This is a genomic window from Acidimicrobiales bacterium (genome assembly GCA_036399815.1).
GTDB lineage: Bacteria > Actinomycetota > Acidimicrobiia > Acidimicrobiales > DASWMK01 > DASWMK01.
The window spans coordinates 1-17,142 of the sequence record DASWMK010000195.1 but is presented as its reverse complement, the minus strand read 5'-3'; the positions used below and the strand labels follow the sequence as shown (position 1 = coordinate 17,142).

Genomic DNA, 17,142 nt, shown 5'->3' with positions numbered 1-17,142 from the left:
GGTGGAGGGGCTGGTCGTCCGCTTCGGCGGCCGCCCGGCGCTCGACGGAGCCGACCTGGCGGCGGGGGAGGGCGAGGTGGTCGCCCTGCTCGGGCCGAGCGGCGGCGGGAAGACGACCCTGCTGCGGGTCGTGGCCGGGCTGGAGCGGCCCGACGCCGGGCGGGTGGTGCTCGGCGGACGGGACCTGGCCGGGGTCCCCCCGCACCGCCGGGGGGTCGGGCTGATGTTCCAGCAGCACGCGCTGTTCCCGCACCGGGACGTGGCCGGCAACGTCGGGTTCGGGCTGCGGATGGCCGGCCGGCCGGCGGGTGAGGTGCGGTCCAGGGTGGCCGAGGTGCTCGACCTCGTCGGCCTGGCCGGCTTCGAGCGGCGGTCGGTGGCCACCCTGTCCGGCGGCGAGGCCCAGCGGGTGGCGCTGGCCCGGTCGCTCGCGCCCCGCCCCTCGCTGCTGCTGCTTGACGAGCCCCTCGGCTCGCTCGACCGGGCCCTGCGCGACCGGCTCACCGTCGACCTCCGGGCCGTCGTCAAGGCGCTCGGGCTCACCACCGTCCACGTCACCCACGACCACCTCGAGGCGTTCACGGTCGCCGACCGGGTGGCGGTGATGCGGGCCGGCCGGGTCGTCCAGGCCGGCACCCCGGCGGAGGTGTGGGCGGCCCCGGCCGACGAGGGCGTCGCCCGCCTGCTCGGGTTCGCCAACGTGGCCGCCGCCGTGGTCGACGGCGGCGTGGCGGCCACGCCGTGGGGCCGCCTGCCCGTCGCCCCCGGCACCCCGCCGGGCCCGGCCGCCGTCCTCGTCCGGCCCGACGGGCTGTCGGTCGCGGCCGACGGCGCACCGGTCCACGTGAGGGGGACGGTCGTGTCGGCCGCGTTCCGCGGCGACCACGTCGTCGTCACCGTCGCCGTGCCCGGCGCCCCGCCCCTCGAGGTCCTCGCCCGCCCCGGCCACGTCCCCCCGCCCGGCACCGCGGTCGCCCTGTCCGCCGACCCCTCCCGCACGACGGTCCTCGGCCGGTAAGCTCTCACCGTGGCTCACGAGGTGAGTTCCGGTGAGGCAATGGACCGGGTCGTCCGGGCGGCCCACTCCCTGGTGGCGACGACGGGAGGCGACGTCGACCGGGCGCTCGCCGTCCTCACCGCCGTGACCGAGGCCTACCGCGGGGCCGCGGCGTCGTCGATGCCGGCCGGCGAGCGGGCCGTGTGGGAGCGGACGGGGGCGCGCTTCGACGAGGCGGCGCCGATGGCCGACGCCGCCCGCCGCGTCGAGGCCTTCGCCCGCCTCGTCGCCCGCTCGGTCGACGACGCCGGCGCGGCCGGCCGGCTCGGCGTCGACCGCACCCGGCTGTCCCAGCGTCTGAGGGAGCGCTCGCTGCTCTCGTTCCGGGCCCCCGACGGTGAGCGCCGGTTCCCCGAGTGGCAGTTCGACGTGCCGACGGCGGCCCTGCGCGAGGTGCTCTCGGCCCTCGACCCGGCGGCTCACCCGCTGACCGTCGACCACTGGGCGCACGCACCACAGCCCGACCTCGAGGTGGGCGACGCGAAGGTCTCGCCGGCCGAGTGGCTGGCGACCGGTGGTGACCCCGCCGTCGTCGCCGCGCTCGCCGCCGCGCTTTGACGGAGCACCTCCCGGAGCCCGACCCCGCCAGGGTGGCCGCCGCGGCGGTCACCGCCGACGACACGGTCGTCCTCCCCGCCGGGAGTCGGCTCGTCCGGGTCCACTGCCTCGCCGGTGCCCACCCGGTCGCCTGGGACGGGTTCCGGTCGTACGGGCCGACGACCTCCCGGTTCGACCACCACGTTCCTCCGCCCGCCGTGCAGGACCGCGCCATCGCCTACGTCACGTACGGCGAGGGCGCGTTCGTGGCCGGGCTCGGGGAGTTCTTCCAGCATGGAGAGCGGGCCGGCCCGATCGACCGGTCGCGCTGCCGCGCCGCCGTCACCGCGTTCGACACGACCCGCGACCTCGTGCTCCTCGACCTGCACGGCGGCTGGGTGACGCGGGCCGGGGGCAACCAGGCGATCACGTCGGGCCCCAGGGAGCCGACCCGCCGGTGGGCCCGCGCGGTCTACGACGCCCACGCCGGCGTGGACGGCGTGGCCTGGCGGTCGTCGGTGTGGGGGCCCGGCCGGTGCGCGGCGCTGTGGGAGCGGGCGGCCGACGCCCTGCCGGCCGCCCCGGCGGCGACGAGGACGCTCGACGACCCCCTCCTCGCCGCCGCCGTCGCCGACGCGGCCGCCCGGCTCGGCGTCCACACGGTGTGACGCCGCTCCGCCGGCGCTGACCCGCCGGCGGGGTCGTCCACCGGCCGGGCCCCGCGCCGCCACAATGGCGGGGTGGACCTGACCGCCAGCCTGGAGGCGCCGGTCGCCGCCGAGCGGCTGTTCGCCTGGGTGGACGACCTCGACCGGTACCCGGCGTGGCTCGACATCGTCCCGACGGCGCGGCGGGCGGCCGAGGCCGACGGGGACCCCGGGCCGGCCTGGGTCGTCGACCTGCGGGGCCGGCTGGGGCCGTTCGCCCGGTCCAAGCGCCTCCGCATGGTCCGGTCCCGCCACGACCCGCCGTCGGCGGTGACCTTCGAGCGCCGGGAGACCGACGGCCGGAGCCACAGCCCGTGGGTGCTCAGGGCCGAGGTGGCCGGGGACGGCACCGGGTCCCGCCTGACCGTCCACCTCCACTACGGCGGCGGGCTCTGGGGGCCGGTGCTGGAGCGGCTGCTGACCGACGCCGTGGAGCGCTCCCGGGCCCGGCTCCTCGCCCTCGCGACCCAAGGCTGACCGCCTCGCTCGGAGGGTAGGGTCGCCGCCCATGCGAGTGTGGCCGGGGGAGCCGGCGCCGCTGGGCGCGCACTACGACGGCGCCGGGACCAATTTCGCCCTGTTCAGCGAGGTCGCCGAGCGCGTCGAGCTGTGCCTGTTCGACGCCGACGGCACCGAGCACACGGTCCCGCTCCCCGAGTGCACCGGCTTCCACTGGCACGGCTACCTGCCCGACGTGGTCCCCGGCCAGCGCTACGGCTTCCGGGTGCACGGCCCGTGGGACCCGTCCGCCGGGCTGCGGTGCAACCCGGCCAAGCTGCTCCTCGACCCGTACGCCAAGGCCGTCGACGGCGAGGTGGACTGGGACGAGTCGCTGTTCGGCTACCGCTGGGACGACCACGACCGCCGCAACGACCTCGACAGCGGGCCGCGGATGCCGAAGTCGGTCGTCGTCAACCCCTACTTCGACTGGGGGACCGACCGCCCGCCCCGCACGCCGTGGCACGAGACCGTCGTCTACGAGACCCACGTGAAGGGGTTCACCGCGCTGCACCCCGGCGTGGACGAGGACCTGCGGGGCACCTACCTCGGGCTGGCCTCGCCGGCCGTCGTCGACCACTTGACCACGCTCGGCGTCACCGCCATCGAGCTGCTGCCCGTCCACCAGTTCGTCCACGACGACCACCTGGTGCGGAAGGGCCTGCGCAACTACTGGGGCTACAACTCGATCGGCTACCTCGCCCCCCACAACGGCTACGCGGCCCGGCCCGGCCAGCAGGTGCAGGAGTTCAAGCAGCTGGTGCGGACCATGCACGACGCCGGGATCGAGGTGATCCTCGACGTCGTCTACAACCACACCGCCGAGGGCAACCACCTGGGCCCGGTGCTGTCGTTCAAGGGCATCGACAACGCCTCGTACTACCGGCTGGTGGGGGACGACCCCCGCTACTACATGGACTACACGGGCACCGGCAACAGCCTCAACATGCGGTCGCCGCACGTGCTCCAGCTGATCATGGACAGCCTGCGGTACTGGGTGACCGAGATGCACGTCGACGGCTTCCGCTTCGACCTCGCCGCCACCCTCGCCCGCGAGCTGCACGACGTCGACCGCCTGTCGGCCTTCTTCGACCTGATCCAGCAGGACCCGGTCGTCAGCCGGGTGAAGCTGATCGCCGAGCCGTGGGACGTGGGCGAGGGCGGCTACCAGGTGGGCAACTTCCCGTCCCTCTGGACCGAGTGGAACGGCAAGTACCGGGACTGCGTGCGGGACTTCTGGCGGGGCGAGGACGCCACCCTCGCCGAGTTCGGCTTCCGGATCACCGGCAGCTCCGACCTCTACGCCCACAACGGCCGGCGGCCCTACGCCAGCATCAACTTCGTCACCGCCCACGACGGGTTCACCCTGCACGACCTCGTCTCGTACAACGACAAGCACAACGAGGCGAACGGCGAGCGCAACCAGGACGGCGAGTCGCACAACCGGTCCTGGAACTGCGGGGTCGAGGGGCCGACCGACGACCTCGACGTCGTCGCCCTGCGCGAGCAGCAGAAGCGCAACTTCCTCACCACCCTGCTGCTGTCCCAGGGGGTGCCGATGCTCCTTGCCGGCGACGAGATGGGCCGCACCCAGCGGGGCAACAACAACGCCTACTGCCAGGACAACGACGTCTCCTGGGTCCACTGGGACGACGCCCGCGAGAACTGGGCGCTGAAGGAGTTCACCGAGCGGCTGCTCGCCCTGCGGCGCCGCCACCCCGTGCTCCGCCAGCGCCGCTGGTTCCAGGGCCGCAACATCAGGGGCGGGGAGGGCGACATCGCCTGGCTGCGCCCGGACGGCACCGAGATGAGCGACGAGGACTGGCACGAGGGCTACGCCAAGTCGATCGCCGTCTACCTGAACGGCGACGCCATCACCGAGCCATCCGAGCGGGGCGAGCCGGTCCGCGACGACACGTTCCTCGTCTGCTTCAACGCCCACTACGAGCCGATCGAGTTCACGATGCCGGAGGCGTCGTTCGGCGAGCGCTGGGACGTCGAGGTCGACACGTCATTCTACCTGGCGGGGCTGGACATGACCGAGGACAGGGCGATCAAGGCCGGGGGCCCCCTCGAGGTGGCCGGCCGCTCGGTCGTGGTCCTCCGGCGCCTCTATTGACCACGCCGCTCGCCACCTACCGCGTGCAGTTGCACGCCGGGTTCGGCTTCGACGACGCCGCCGCGCTGGCCGGCTACCTGTCGGACCTCGGCGTCACCCACCTGTACGCCTCGCCCTACCTCCAGGCCGCGCCCGGGTCCACGCACGGCTACGACGTCGTCGACCCGACGAGGGTCAACGCCGAGCTGGGCGGCGAGGCGGGGCACGCCAGGATGTGCGTGGCGCTGGCCGACGCCGGCCTCGGCCAGGTGCTCGACGTCGTGCCCAACCACATGGCCAACGGCCCCGAGAACCGGTGGTGGTGGGACGTCCTCGAGGACGGGCGGGCCAGCCCGTGGGCGGCCTGGTTCGACGTCGACTGGGACCCGCCCGAGCGCAAGCTGAAGGACCGCCTGCTGATGGCCGTGCTCGGCGACCAGTACGGCCGGGTGCTCGACGCCGGCGAGATCCGGCTCGCCTACCACGACGGCGTGTTCACGGTCGCCTACTACGAGCACGTCCTGCCCGTCGCCCCCCGGTCCCTCGACGACGTGCTGAAGATGGCGAGCGGGGCCTGCCAGTCGCCGGCCGCCGACGAGCTGGCCTTCCTCGCCCACACGTTCGGCCGGCTGCCGGAGGCGACGGCCACCGACCGCCAGAGCATCCACGAGCGCCACCGCGACACCCAGGTGCTGCGGGCCCAGCTGGCCCGGCTGGTGGCCGAGGACGAGGCCGCGGCGGACGCCGTCGCCACCGTCGTCGAGCTCCACAACCAGCAGCCCGACCTGCTGCACGTGCTGCTGGAGCGCCAGAACTGGCGGCTGGCGTGGTGGCGGACGGCCAGCCGGGAGCTGGACTACCGGCGCTTCTTCGACATCAACACCCTCGTCGGGCTGCGCATGGAGGACCCGAGGGTCTTCGCCGAGACCCACCAGCTGGTGCTGGCCTGGCTGCGCGAGGGCGTGCTCGACGGCGTCCGCATCGACCACCCCGACGGGCTGCGCCGGCCGCTCGAGTACCTGCGGCGCCTGCGGGCGGCCGCCCCCGACGCGTGGATCGTCGTCGAGAAGATCCTCGAGGCGGGCGAGCCGCTGCGCCGCTCGTGGCCGGTGCAGGGCACGACCGGCTACGACACGCTGAACCTGGTCGGCGGGCTGTTCGTCGACCCCGCCGCCGAGGGCGCGCTGACGAAGCTGTACGGCGAGGTGACGGGCGAGCCGACGGACTGGCCCGAGGTCGCCGACGAGGCCAAGCGGGACGTGCTCGACCGGGTGCTGGCGGCCGACGTCACCCGGCTCACGGACCGGCTGACCCGCGTGCTGGAGCGCCACCGCCGCAACCGGGACACGACCCGCCACGAGCTCCACGAGGCGGTGAAGGCCGTCCTCGCCTGCTTCGGCGTCTACCGGGCCTACATCCCGGAGGACGCGCCCGGCGACCGGGCCGAGCGGGTGCTGCTGGAGGAGGCGGTCCACGACGCGAGGGAGCGCAACCCCGACCTCGACCCCGAGCTGCTCGACTTCCTCGCCGAGGTGCTGGGCGGGGCCTACAACGCGCAGCCCGACGCCGACCCGGAGCGGGAGGCGTGCATGCGCTTCCAGCAGCTGACCGGGCCGGTGATGGCCAAGGGCGTGGAGGACACGGCGTTCTACCGCTACGGCCGCTTCGTGGCCCTGAACGAGGTGGGCGGCGACCCCGACCGGTTCGGCGTCGCCCCGAAGCAGCTCCACGAGGAGTGCCGCCGGCTCCACCGGGACTGGCCGCACGGGATGACCACCCTGTCCACCCACGACACCAAGCGCACCGAGGACGTGCGGGCCCGCATGGCCGTGCTGTCCGAGGTGCCCGACGCGTGGGCCGACCTCGTCAACCGGGTGGTGGCCGACGGCCCCGTCGACCGGGCCACCCAGTACGCGCTGCTCCAGACCCTCGTCGGCGCCTGGCCGCTGCCCGGCGACCGGGCCGCCACCTACGCCGAGAAGGCGATCAGGGAGGCCAAGCGGCGGACGAGCTGGACCGACCAGGACGCCGGGTACGAGGCGGCCGTGCTCGCCTGGGTGCGGGAGTGGGCCGCCGACGGGCCGAGGGGCGACGAGGTCGGCCGGTTCGCCGCCGACCTCGTGGCGCCGGGCCGGGTGAACGCGCTGGCCGCCAAGCTCGTGCAGCTGTGCATGCCCGGCGTGCCCGACACCTACCAGGGCACCGAGGTGGAGGACCTGAGCCTCGTCGACCCCGACAACCGCCGGCCCGTCGACTTCGACCGGCTCCGCCGCCTGCTGTCGTGGCTGGGCGGGTCGCCGGCGCCCGAGGAGATCCTGGCCAGGGCGGACGAGGGCGCGCCGAAGCTGCGGGTGGTCCGCCAGGCGCTGCGCCTCCGTCGCCGCCTGCCGGTCGTGTTCGGCCTGGGCGGCGACGGCGCCTACGAGCCGCTCGTCGCCACGGGCCCGGCCGCCGGCCACGCGGTTGGCTTCACCCGCGGTGGGCAGGTCGCGTGCGTGGTGCCCCGCCTGACCGTCCGCCTGGCCGCCGCCGGGGGCTGGGGCGAGACGACCGTCGCCCTGCCGCCCGGCCGGTGGGCCGACGAGCTCACCGGCGACGCCGTCGCCGGCGGGCCGGTCCCCGTCGCCACCCTGCTCCGCCGGTTCCCGGTCGCCCTGCTCGTCCGCTCGTGACGACGTTCCGGGTGTGGGCGCCGGCGGCCGGGCGCTCGGTCGAGGTCGTGGTCGGCGGCGACCGGTACCCGATGACGGCCGAGGAGCGGGGCTGGTGGGGGACGGAGGTCGCCGGCGCCGGGCCCGGCACCGACTACGCCTACTCGGTCGACGGCGGCGAGCCCCGGCCCGATCCCCGGTCGCCGTGGCAGCCGGAGGGCGTGCACGGGCCGTCGCGGGTGGTCGACCACTCGGCCTTCGCGTGGACCGACGCCACCTGGTCGGCGCCGCCGCTCGCGTCCGCGGTGGTCGAGGAGGTGCACGTCGGGACGTTCACCCCCGAGGGCACCTTCGACGGGGTGATCGGCCGGCTCGACCACCTCGTCGACCTCGGCGTCACCCACGTGGAGCTGCTGCCGGTGGCCGAGTTCCCCGGGTCGCGGGGCTGGGGCTACGACGGGGTCGACCTGTACGCCCCGCACTCGGCCTACGGCGGCCCCGACGGGCTGAAGCGCCTGGTCGACGCCTGCCACGCCAGGGGCCTCGCCGTGCTGCTCGACGTCGTCTACAACCACCTCGGGCCGGCCGGGAACTACCTCTCCACCTACGGCCCCTACTTCACCGACCGCTACCGCACGCCGTGGGGCGACGCCCTGAACTTCGACGGGCCGGGCAGCGACGGCGTGCGCGAGCACTTCGTCGCCAACGCCATCATGTGGCTGCGGGACTACCACGTCGACGGGCTGCGCCTCGACGCCGTGCACGCCATCGTCGACACGTCGGCCACCCACCTGCTGGAGGAGATCGCCGAGCGGGTGGAGGCGCTGTCCGCCGAGGTCGGCCGGTCCCTCGTGGTCGTCGCCGAGAGCGACCTGAACGACCCCCGGGTCGTGCGCCGCCGGGAGGTGGGCGGCTACGGCATGGACGCCCAGTGGAGCGACGACTTCCACCACGCGCTCCACGTCACCCTGACCGGCGAGACGAGCGGCTACTACGAGGACTTCGGGGAGGACCCGGTCGGCTGCCTGGCGACGGCGCTGCGGCAGGCGTTCGTCGCCGCCGGCGGGCACTCCGCCCACCGGGACCGCCGGCACGGGCGCCTCCCGGCCGGCGTGCCGGGCTGGCGCTTCCTCGGCTACGCCCAGAACCACGACCAGGTCGGCAACCGGGCGACCGGCGAGCGCCTGTCCCAGCTGGTGGACGAGGGCCGGCTGCGGGTGGCGGCCGCGCTGGTGCTGACCGCACCCTTCGTCCCCATGCTGTTCCAGGGCGAGGAGTGGGGGGCGAGCACGCCGTTCCAGTACTTCACCGCCCACGACGACCCGGACCTCGGGCGGGCGGTGAGCGAGGGCCGGCGCCGGGAGTTCGCGTCGTTCGGCTGGGCGCCCGAGGACGTGCCCGACCCGCAGGACCCGGCCACCTTCGAGCGGTCGCGGCTGCGCTGGGACGAGGTGGGGGAGGAGCCCCACGCCGGCCTGCTCGACTGGCACCGCCGCCTGATCGCGCTGCGCCGGTCGACGCCGGACCTGCTCGACGGCCGGCTCGACCGCGTCGAGGTGCGGGTCGGCCCGGCCGAGGGGCTGCTCACCGTGCGGCGGGGCTCGGTGCTCGTCGCCGTGAACGTCGGCAAGGAGCCGGCCCACGTCGACCTCGGCCCGTTCCTGTCGACCCCCGTCGCCCTCGCCTGGCCCGGGGAGGTCGAGCGCACGAGCGAGGGCCTGCGCCTCCCGCCCGCCGGCGTGGCCGTGCTGTCCGACCCCGCGTCGCGCTAGCCGGGCTCGCCCCAGGCCCACCACCGGCCGTGCCGGTGCTCGAGGCGGAGGGGGCGGCCGAAGCAGGCCGACAGGTTGGCCTCGGTGAGCGTCGCTCCGAGCGGCCCGGCCGCGACCGGGCGCCCGGCCCGCAGCAGGAGCACGTCGGTGAAGCCGGGCGCGATCTCGTCCACGTGGTGGGTGACGAGCACGACGGGCGGCCCGACGGGGTCGGCGGTCAGCGCGGCGACGGCGGCGACGAGGTCCTCACGGGCGGCGAGGTCGAGCCCGGCGGCCGGCTCGTCGAGGACGACCAGGGCCGGGTCCACCACCAGCGCCCGGGCGATGAGCACGCGCTGGCGCTCGCCCGACGAGAGGGTGCCGATCCGGCGGCCGGCCAGCGTGGCGGCGCCGACCCGGGCGAGGGCCTGCTCGGCGAGGCGGCGGCCGTCCTCGTCGGCCGGGTGCCACCACGGCTCCAGCGCGCCGGAGCGGGCGGTGGCGACGGCGTCGACGGCCTCGAGGTCGGGTCGCAGGAGGTCGCCGAGGGCGGCGGAGGCGAGGGCGACGAGGGGCCGGAGGGCGCGCACGTCGGTGCGGCCGAGGCGCCGGCCGGCCACCTCGACCTCGCCCGAGGACGGGTGGGCCCACCCGCCGGCCAGCCGCACGAGCGACGTCTTCCCGGCCCCGTTCGGCCCGAGCACGACCCAGTGGTGGCCGGGCCTGACCTCCCAGTCGACCCCGTCGACCACCGCGGTGCCGTCCCGCACGACGCGCACCCCCCGCATGGCGAGGACGGGCTCGGCGCTCACGGCCGCCGGAACCTACCGGACGCGCGGCGCCGGTCCCGGCGGTGGGACCAGCAGCGTTGCCCGCCAGGACGACCGTCGGCCGCCGGCCCGGAGCGGCGTCGACCCGTCGCCGACCCTCCGCGAACCTGGCCCGGACGCGCACCGGCCGCCCGCCCCGTCGGCTCCATGCGGGGCGAGCGGCCGGTACGAGGGGGACGCTACCGGCGGCGCTCCACCGGCTGCTGCCCGGTCGCGCTGGTCGAGCCGCCCGGCATCGCCGTCGTGCCGGAATCCTGGACGGGGCGGTCGCGCAGGTCGATCGCCTCGTTGCGCTCGGCGGCCAGCTGCTCCTCGGCCTGCAGGCGGGCCCGCTCGTCGTCGGTCGTCGTGGCGACCGGCACGGCGGTCGTCGCCGGGGCCGTGGCGGCGTGCTGGCGGGTCTGCTCGGTGGCGTGCATCCGCTCCTGGCGGCGCTGCCAGTCGGCCTGGGCGGCCTCGGCCTCGGCGGCCGCGGCCCGCCGGCGCTCGGCTTCGGGGCCGTACTCGGGGTCGAAGGCCCGGTCGATCAGCTTGCCGTGCCAGCGCTCACCCTTCATCGCACCGAGGAGGGCACCGATCAGCATGAGGGCGAGGGCGGCGAGCCCGCCGATCGTGCTGCCCCAGTTCTGCCAGTCGTCGGAGGTCGTCGGGATGCCGACGTTGCGCAGGTTGTCCTGCACCTGCTGGGTGTCGGTCAGCGCCGCGGCCACGCCGCCGACCACGGCGGCGACGATCACGCCGAGGAGGAACACGGCGAGGCCGTTCAGCACGCCGGCCCGGCGGGCCATGCGCCCGGCCACGTAGCCGCCGAAGAAGTAGGACAGGAACAGCACGGCCGCGAGCACCAGCCCGCCGACCAGGCTGACCGTCTCCCAGTCGTAGTCCGAGACGTTCGCCTCGGCGTCGATCGCCTCGACGACCGAGCCGGCGATCGCCGCGATGACGGCGAACGCCCCGTAGGCGACGAGCATCCCCGCGACGACGGCGACGAGCGAGAAGCGCCCGAACCCCGCCTCCCGGGCGAGGGCCAGGCGGTCCCGCCTGGTCTCTCTCGTGGTGGTGGTCATGAGGGTGAACCTCCCCGCGTCGGGTGTCGGTCCCCTTCTTCCCACGGAGCGTGAGAACTAGACCCGGACGCCGCCGCCCCGTTGCGCCCAGGTGGCGTAGAGCGCGGCGTACCGCCCGCCCAGGGCGACGAGCTCGTCGTGGGTGCCGAGCTCGGCGATGCCGCCGCCGTCCACGACCGCGATCCGGTCGGCCCGCATGGCGGTGGCCAGCCGGTGGGCGACGACGACCGCCGTCCGCCCCTCGCGGACCCTGTCGAGGGCCCGCTCCACCACCGCCTCGGAGCGGGGGTCGAGGTTGGAGGTGGCCTCGTCGAGGATCAGCACCCTGGGCCGGGCGAGGAACGCCCTGGCCAGGGCGAGCAGCTGCCGCTCGCCCGACGACAGCGACGCGCCCCGCTCGTGGACCGGGCTGGCGATGCCGTCGGGGAGGCGGTCGAGCAGGTCGTCGAGCCCGACCCGCCGGCACGCCGCCTCGACCTCCTCGTCGGTGGCGTCCGGGCGGGCGAAGGCGACGTTGTCGCGGATCGTCCCCGAGAACAGGAACGGCTCCTGGGGGACGATCCCGAGCTGGGAGCGCAGCGACCGCAGGGTGACCCGGCGCACGTCGAAACCGTCGACCAGCACGCGCCCGGCGTCGGGGTCGTGGAAGCGGGCGACGAGGCGGGCGATCGTCGACTTGCCGGCGCCGGTCGGCCCCACCAGGGCGATGGTCTCGCCGGCCGGGACGACGAGGTCGACGTCGCGCAGCACCGGCCGCCCCGGCGTGTAGGAGAACGTCACCCGCTCGAGGACGAGCTCGCCCCGCACCGGCGGCAGGTCGACGGCGTCGGGCGCCTCCTGCACCGACGGCTCGGTGGCGAGGAGCTCGCGCAGCTTGGTCACCGCCGCCCGGCCCTGCTGGTAGGTCGAGTAGAGCTGGACGAGCTGCTGGATGGGGGCGAAGAACGCCGTCAGGTAGAGCAGGAAGGCGGTGAGCTCGCCGATCGTGATCCGCCCGTCGAGCACCCAGCGGCCGCCGATCAGCAGCAGCAGCGCCTGGCCGGCCACGCCGACGGCCTCGCTGGCCGGCCCGTACACGGCCTGGACGCGGGCGGCGCCCACGTTGGCGTCCCGGTAGTCGCCGACCACGTTGGTGTGGTGGACGAGGTTGTGCCGGCGCCGGTTGAACGCCGTGATGATGCGGATGCCGGCCAGGCTCTCGGACAGGTCGGCCAGCACGTCGGCGATGCGCTCCCGCACGGCGGCGAAGCGGCGGTCGGACGCCGACCGGAACCACAGGGTCAGGGCGGTCATGGCCGGCACGATCAGCAGGATCGTCACCGCGGCCAGCACCGGGTCGAGGGCGAACAGGATGCCGGCGACGACCACGAGGGTCAGCCCCTGCACGGCCAGGTTGACGAGGCCGTCCTGGAACAGCTGGGTCAGCGACTCGATGTCGCTCGTCATCCTCGTCATCAGCCGGCCGGCCCGCTCGCCGGTGAAGAAGTCGAGCGAGAGCCGCTGGAGGTGCGAGAACACCCGCACCCGCAGCTCGTACATCAGGTCCTCGCCGAGGCGGGCGGTGAACCCGACCCGCACGCCCGAGGCCACCGCGCCGACGACGACGCTGGCGACGTAGACGGCGGCGACGGCCAGCAGCGCGCCCTTGTCGCCGGCCCGCACGCCGCGGTCGATGCCGATCTGGGTGAGGAGGGGGCCGGCCTGGCCGGCGACGGCCTCGACCACCACGAGCGCGATGGCGACGGTCAGCGCGCCGAGGTGGGGGCGGACGAACCGGCGCAGGGTGAAGCGGCGGCGGTCGGGCGTGCGGTGCGAGAAGGAGACCTCGGGCTCGGGGTGCTCGGGCTCGCCGGCCAGCAGGTCGTCCACCCGCTCCCGCAGCTCGTCGGGGACGCCGGCGAAGGGCAGGCCGGCGGCCCGGCTGGTGGCGACCGCGCCCGGTCCCCCGAAGCCCCCGTGCCCGCCCCAGGCCATCAGCCGGCCCTCCCGTCGGCTGCCGCGCCGGCCGCCGCCGCCGCCGTCGTGGCCAGGACCGCGGCGTAGCGGGGCTCGCCGGCCAGCAGGTCGGCGTGGGTGCCGGTGGCGACGGCCCGGCCGCCGTCGAGCAGCACCACCCGGTCGGCCAGGGCGATCGTCGACAGCCGGTGGGCGATGACGATCGTCGTCCGCCCCGCCCGGTTCCGCCGCAGCCCCTCGTGGATGCGCTCCTCGACGCCGACGTCGACCGCGCTGGTGGCGTCGTCCAGGACGAGCACGGCCGGGTCGGCCAGCAGGGTCCTGGCCAGCGACAACCGCTGGCGCTGCCCGCCCGACAGGTCGTAGCCCCGCTCGCCGATGACCGTCGCCCACCCGTCCGGCAGGTCGCCGACGAACCCGGCCGCCTGGGCGACCTCGGCCGCCGCCCGCACCTCGTCGTCGGTCGCCGTCGGCCGGCCGAAGGCGACCGCGTCCCGCACCGCAGCGGAGAACAGGAACGGCTCGTCGGGCACGATGCCGACCGCCGCCCGCACGCTCACCTGGGTCAGGTCCCGCACGTCGTGGCCGTCGAGCAGCACGACGCCGCCGTCGACGTCGTAGAAGCGGGCCAGCAGGCGGGCGACGGTCGACTTCCCCGACCCCGTCTCCCCGACCAGGGCGACCGTCTCGCCCGGCTCCACCCGCAGGTCGAGGCCGTCGAGGACCAGGGGCCCGTCGCCGTAGCGGAACCGCACGCCCCGCAGCTCGACGGCGCCCCTCGGGTCGACCAGGTCCACGGCGCCGGGCCGGTCGACGATCTCGACCGGCTCGTCCAGCACCTCGTAGATGCGCTGGGCGGAGGCGGCCGCCCGCTGGGCCAGCATCAGGAAGAACCCGAGCATGCGGAACGGGGCCTGGAGCACGAGCACGTAGGCGTTGAAGGCGACGAGCGTGCCGATCGTGACTCCGCCGTCGACGGCCAGCCACCCGCCGTAGAGCAGCACGAGGGCGAGGCTGAGGCGGGGGAGGTTCTCCATGACCGGCGCCCACCTGGCCCTGGCGTCGGCCTGCACGACCGACGCCCACCGGAGGCGCTGCGCGGCCCTGGCCAGCACCCGCACCTGGCGCTCCTCGCCGGCGAAGGCCTTGACGACGCGGACGCCGTTCACGTTCTCGTCGACGACGGTCGCCACCTCCGCCATCCGGCCCTGCACGATCCAGGAGAGCGGGAAGATGCGGTTCCGGAGGGCGACGCCGGCGAGGTACACGCCGGGCAGGGCGGCCACGGCCACCAGGGTGAGGCTGACCGAGATCGTCAGCATCACGACGAGGGCGACGGCGAAGCTCGTGATGCTCACGGCGATGAGCGGGGCGAAGGCGAGGACCATCTGCACCGAGCGGATGTCGGAGTTCGCCCTGGAGATGACCTGGCCGGACTGGACCCGGTCGTAGAACGAGAACGACAGCCGGGTGAGGTGCTCGTAGAGGAGGGTGCGGAGGTCGAACTCGACGTCGTAGGCCATCCGGAACAGGCCGGCCCGGGAGGCGTAGGCGAGCACGGCCCGGGCGACGGACAGGGCGAGCAGGGCGACCACGAACGGCGTCAGCGACGTCGTGCGGGCCAGCAGGGCCCGGTCGATGGCCGAGCGCAGCAGGATCGGCGTCGCCACCTGGGCGACCATGGCGCCGACGGCGGCCAGCACCGAGGCGGCGACCAGGCCCCGGCGGGCCCGGACGAGGGGGAGCAGCCGCCGGAACCAGGGGAGCGAGCGGTCGGGGTCGACGGTGGCGGCCGGCGGCCGGTGGCGGGCGACCTCGGCGACCGGCTCCCACCCGCCGCGGCCGCCGTCGGCGCTCGCCGAGTGCCGGTCGTTGGCGGCGTGGCCCTCGTCGCGGCCGCCGCCGTCGCCCGACGAGTGCCGGTCGCGGCCGGCGGCAGCGCCGGCCGAGGGGCGGTCGTGCGGGCCGTCCCGCCCGTCGCCGCGCGCGGCCCGGGAACCGGGTTCCCGTCCTCCGCGTTTCGTCGGCTCGGGCACGGTGCAGGCTACCGGCACCCGGTCCGCCGGGGCGCCGCGCCCCACCCGTAGGCTGTCCGTCCACCACCACCAGAGAGCCCGGCATCGATCTCGTCATCGGCCTGCTGGCCGTCCTCCTGCTGACACTCGGCACCGCCGTCTTCGTCGCGGGCGAGTTCGCGTTCGTCGCCGTCGACCGCACGCTGATCGAGGCCGCGGCCAGGGACGGCGGCCGGCGGGCCCGGCTCACCGCCGGCGTCCTCCACCGCCTCTCGTTCCACCTCTCCGGCGCCCAGCTGGGCATCACCGTCACCTCGCTCGTGGTCGGCTTCGTGGCCGAGCCCCTGCTGGCCGACGGGCTCCGGCCCCTCCTCGGCGGCGCGGCCGAGGGGTTCGCCGTGGCGGTCGCGCTGGCCGTCGCCACCGTCATCCAGATGGTGGTCGGCGAGCTGGTGCCGAAGAACGTCGCCATCGCCCGGCCGGTCGCCTCCGCCTACACGATGGCGCCGATCTTCCGGATCTACGGGATGGTGTTCGGGCCGATGATCACGTTCCTCAACGGGGCGGCCAACTGGACGGTCCGCCGCCTCGGCATCGAGCCCAAGGAGGAGCTGGCCTCGGTGCGGACCATCGAGGAGCTGGAGCTGCTCATCCGGTCGTCGGGCGAGCAGGGGACGCTGCCGGCCAGCTCCACCCGGCTGCTCACCCGGTCCATCCGCTTCACGGGGAAGACGGCGGCCGACGCGCTCGTCCCGAGGACGGCGGTCGAGTCGCTGACCGCCGAGGACAGCGCCGCCGACCTCGTACGCGCCGCCGTCACCACCGGCTACTCCCGCTTCCCGGTGGTCGGCGCCGACCTCGACGACGTGGTCGGCCTCGTCCACGTGAAGGACGCCTACCGGGTGCCCTACGAGGACCGGCCGACGACGCCGCTGTCCGCGCTCATGCACGACGTGCTGGTCGTCCCCGAGTCCCGGTCGCTCGAGTCGCTGCTGATCGAGATGCGGGGGACCGGCGCCCACCTCGCCGTCGTCATCGACGAGTACGCCGGCACCGCGGGGATCATCACCCTCGAGGACGTGCTGGAGGAGATCGTCGGCGAGATCGACGACGAGCACGACCCCGACCCGGCCGAGGTCCAGGTCACCGCCCAGCGGGGCACCTGGGAGATCCCGGGCGGGTTCCACCTCGACGAGGTGGCCGACGCCTGCGGGCTGGACCTGCCCGAGGGCGAGTACGAGACCGTCGCCGGCTTCGTCCTCGACCGCCTCCAGCGCATCCCGTCGCCGGGCGACGCCGTGGAGATCGACGGGTGGCGCCTCGTGGTGGCCGACATGGACCGGCTCAGGGTCGTCACCCTGCGGGTCACCGCGCCCGACCGCAGGGAGGTCGGGTGAACCCCGGGGCGGCGATCGCCGCCGTCCTCCTCCTGCTGGCGAACGCGTTCTTCGTCGCCGTCGAGTTCGCGCTGATGGCCAGCCGGCGGACCAGGGTCGAGGCGCTGGCCGCCGAGGGCGACTCCCGGGCCGTCGCCGCGGTCACCATGCTGCGGACCCTCTCGCTCCAGCTGGCCGGCGCCCAGCTGGGCATCACGATGGCCTCGCTGGGCCTCGGCGCCGTCGCCGAGCCGGCCGTCGCCCACGCGCTGGAGTCCGCCATCGGCGCCGTCGCCGACCTGCCCGAGGGCGTGCTGCACACGATCGCGTTCGTCGTCGCCCTCACGATCGTCGTGTTCCTGCACATGGTCGTCGGCGAGATGGTGCCGAAGAACATCGCCATCGCCTCGGCCGAGCGGCTGCTGCTGTGGCTGGCCCTGCCCATGCGGGCCTTCGTCACCGTGTTCGGCCCGCTCATCCGCTTCCTCAACGTGGTCGCCAACGCCGGCGTGCGGGCGGTCGGGGTCGAGCCGAGGGACGAGGTGGCGATGGCCCACACCGCCGACGAGCTGGCCGCCCTGGTCACGGCGTCGCGGGAG

The 17,142-nt window shown here is 75.3% G+C and carries 13 protein-coding genes; 9 read left to right on the top strand and 4 right to left on the bottom strand.

Features of this window, described 5'->3' with window-relative positions:
• Position 1: 1 nt before the first annotated feature.
• The 7 genes from VGB14_14570 (at position 2) to treZ (ending at position 9,320) form a co-directional block, all read left to right on the top strand.
• Positions 2–1,018: an ABC transporter ATP-binding protein gene (locus VGB14_14570; GenBank protein HEX9994149.1), complete on the top strand. Its 1,017-nt coding sequence runs from the start codon at positions 2–4 to the stop codon at positions 1,016–1,018.
• Positions 1,019–1,057: 39 nt separating this feature from the next.
• Complete coding sequence (locus tag VGB14_14565; protein ID HEX9994148.1) at positions 1,058–1,615, top strand: hypothetical protein; 558 nt, start codon at positions 1,058–1,060, stop codon at positions 1,613–1,615.
• A 32-nt stretch (positions 1,616–1,647) separates the two neighbouring features.
• Positions 1,648–2,262 (top strand): hypothetical protein, encoded by a 615-nt coding sequence (locus VGB14_14560; protein HEX9994147.1) that lies wholly within the window; start codon positions 1,648–1,650, stop codon positions 2,260–2,262.
• 72 nt (positions 2,263–2,334) lie between these two features.
• Positions 2,335–2,778 carry an SRPBCC family protein gene (locus tag VGB14_14555; GenBank protein ID HEX9994146.1) on the top strand — a complete coding sequence of 148 codons (444 nt, stop codon included), beginning with the start codon at positions 2,335–2,337 and terminating at the stop codon, positions 2,776–2,778.
• A 31-nt stretch (positions 2,779–2,809) separates the two neighbouring features.
• Positions 2,810–4,918, top strand: coding sequence for a glycogen debranching protein GlgX (glgX, locus tag VGB14_14550; GenBank protein ID HEX9994145.1), 2,109 nt, complete (start codon positions 2,810–2,812; stop codon positions 4,916–4,918).
• A complete protein-coding gene (gene treY, locus VGB14_14545) occupies positions 4,915–7,569 on the top strand; it encodes a malto-oligosyltrehalose synthase (GenBank protein ID HEX9994144.1) in 2,655 nt (884 codons plus the stop codon). The genes glgX and treY overlap by 4 nt, the downstream gene beginning before the upstream one ends.
• Positions 7,566–9,320, top strand: a complete 1,755-nt coding sequence (gene treZ / locus VGB14_14540) for a malto-oligosyltrehalose trehalohydrolase (GenBank protein ID HEX9994143.1) — start codon at positions 7,566–7,568, stop codon at positions 9,318–9,320. Before treY ends, treZ begins: the two co-directional genes overlap by 4 nt.
• Here the strand turns inward: treZ and VGB14_14535 are convergent.
• The 4 genes from VGB14_14535 to VGB14_14520 all read right to left on the bottom strand — a co-directional run bounded on the left by VGB14_14535 (position 9,317) and on the right by VGB14_14520 (position 15,188).
• Positions 9,317–10,111, bottom strand: coding sequence for an ATP-binding cassette domain-containing protein (locus tag VGB14_14535; GenBank protein ID HEX9994142.1), 795 nt, complete (start codon positions 10,109–10,111; stop codon positions 9,317–9,319). The two genes, treZ and VGB14_14535, sit on opposite strands and share 4 nt — an antisense overlap.
• 197 nt (positions 10,112–10,308) lie before the next feature.
• The gene (locus VGB14_14530; protein HEX9994141.1) at positions 10,309–11,196 is read right to left on the bottom strand and encodes a TIGR04086 family membrane protein; all 888 of its coding nucleotides are present in this window, start codon (positions 11,194–11,196) and stop codon (positions 10,309–10,311) included.
• Positions 11,197–11,253: 57 nt separating this feature from the next.
• Positions 11,254–13,170, bottom strand: coding sequence for an ABC transporter ATP-binding protein (locus VGB14_14525; protein HEX9994140.1), 1,917 nt, complete (start codon positions 13,168–13,170; stop codon positions 11,254–11,256).
• Positions 13,170–15,188: an ABC transporter transmembrane domain-containing protein gene (locus tag VGB14_14520; protein HEX9994139.1), complete on the bottom strand. Its 2,019-nt coding sequence runs from the start codon at positions 15,186–15,188 to the stop codon at positions 13,170–13,172. Before VGB14_14520 ends, VGB14_14525 begins: the two co-directional genes overlap by 1 nt.
• 83 nt (positions 15,189–15,271) lie before the next feature.
• Here VGB14_14520 and VGB14_14515 point away from each other — a divergent pair, with 83 nt between their 5' ends.
• The gene (locus VGB14_14515) at positions 15,272–16,564 is read left to right on the top strand and encodes a hemolysin family protein (protein HEX9994138.1); all 1,293 of its coding nucleotides are present in this window, start codon (positions 15,272–15,274) and stop codon (positions 16,562–16,564) included.
• Positions 16,561–17,142: CNNM domain-containing protein (locus VGB14_14510; protein ID HEX9994137.1), on the top strand; the 582-nt coding region annotated here is incomplete at its 3' end. The genes VGB14_14515 and VGB14_14510, both read left to right, overlap by 4 nt.

Bases quoted from the DNA above. Each gene is read 5' to 3' on its own strand.
- VGB14_14565 (HEX9994148.1), top strand. From the start codon at position 1,058: ATGGACCGGGTCGTCCGGGCGGCCCACTCCCTGGTGGCGACGACGGGA.
- glgX (HEX9994145.1), top strand. From the start codon at position 2,810: ATGCGAGTGTGGCCGGGGGAGCCGGCGCCGCTGGGCGCGCACTACGAC.
- VGB14_14525 (HEX9994140.1), bottom strand. From the start codon at position 13,170: ATGGCCTGGGGCGGGCACGGGGGCTTCGGGGGACCGGGCGCGGTCGCC.
- VGB14_14530 (HEX9994141.1), bottom strand. From the start codon at position 11,196: ATGACCACCACCACGAGAGAGACCAGGCGGGACCGCCTGGCCCTCGCC.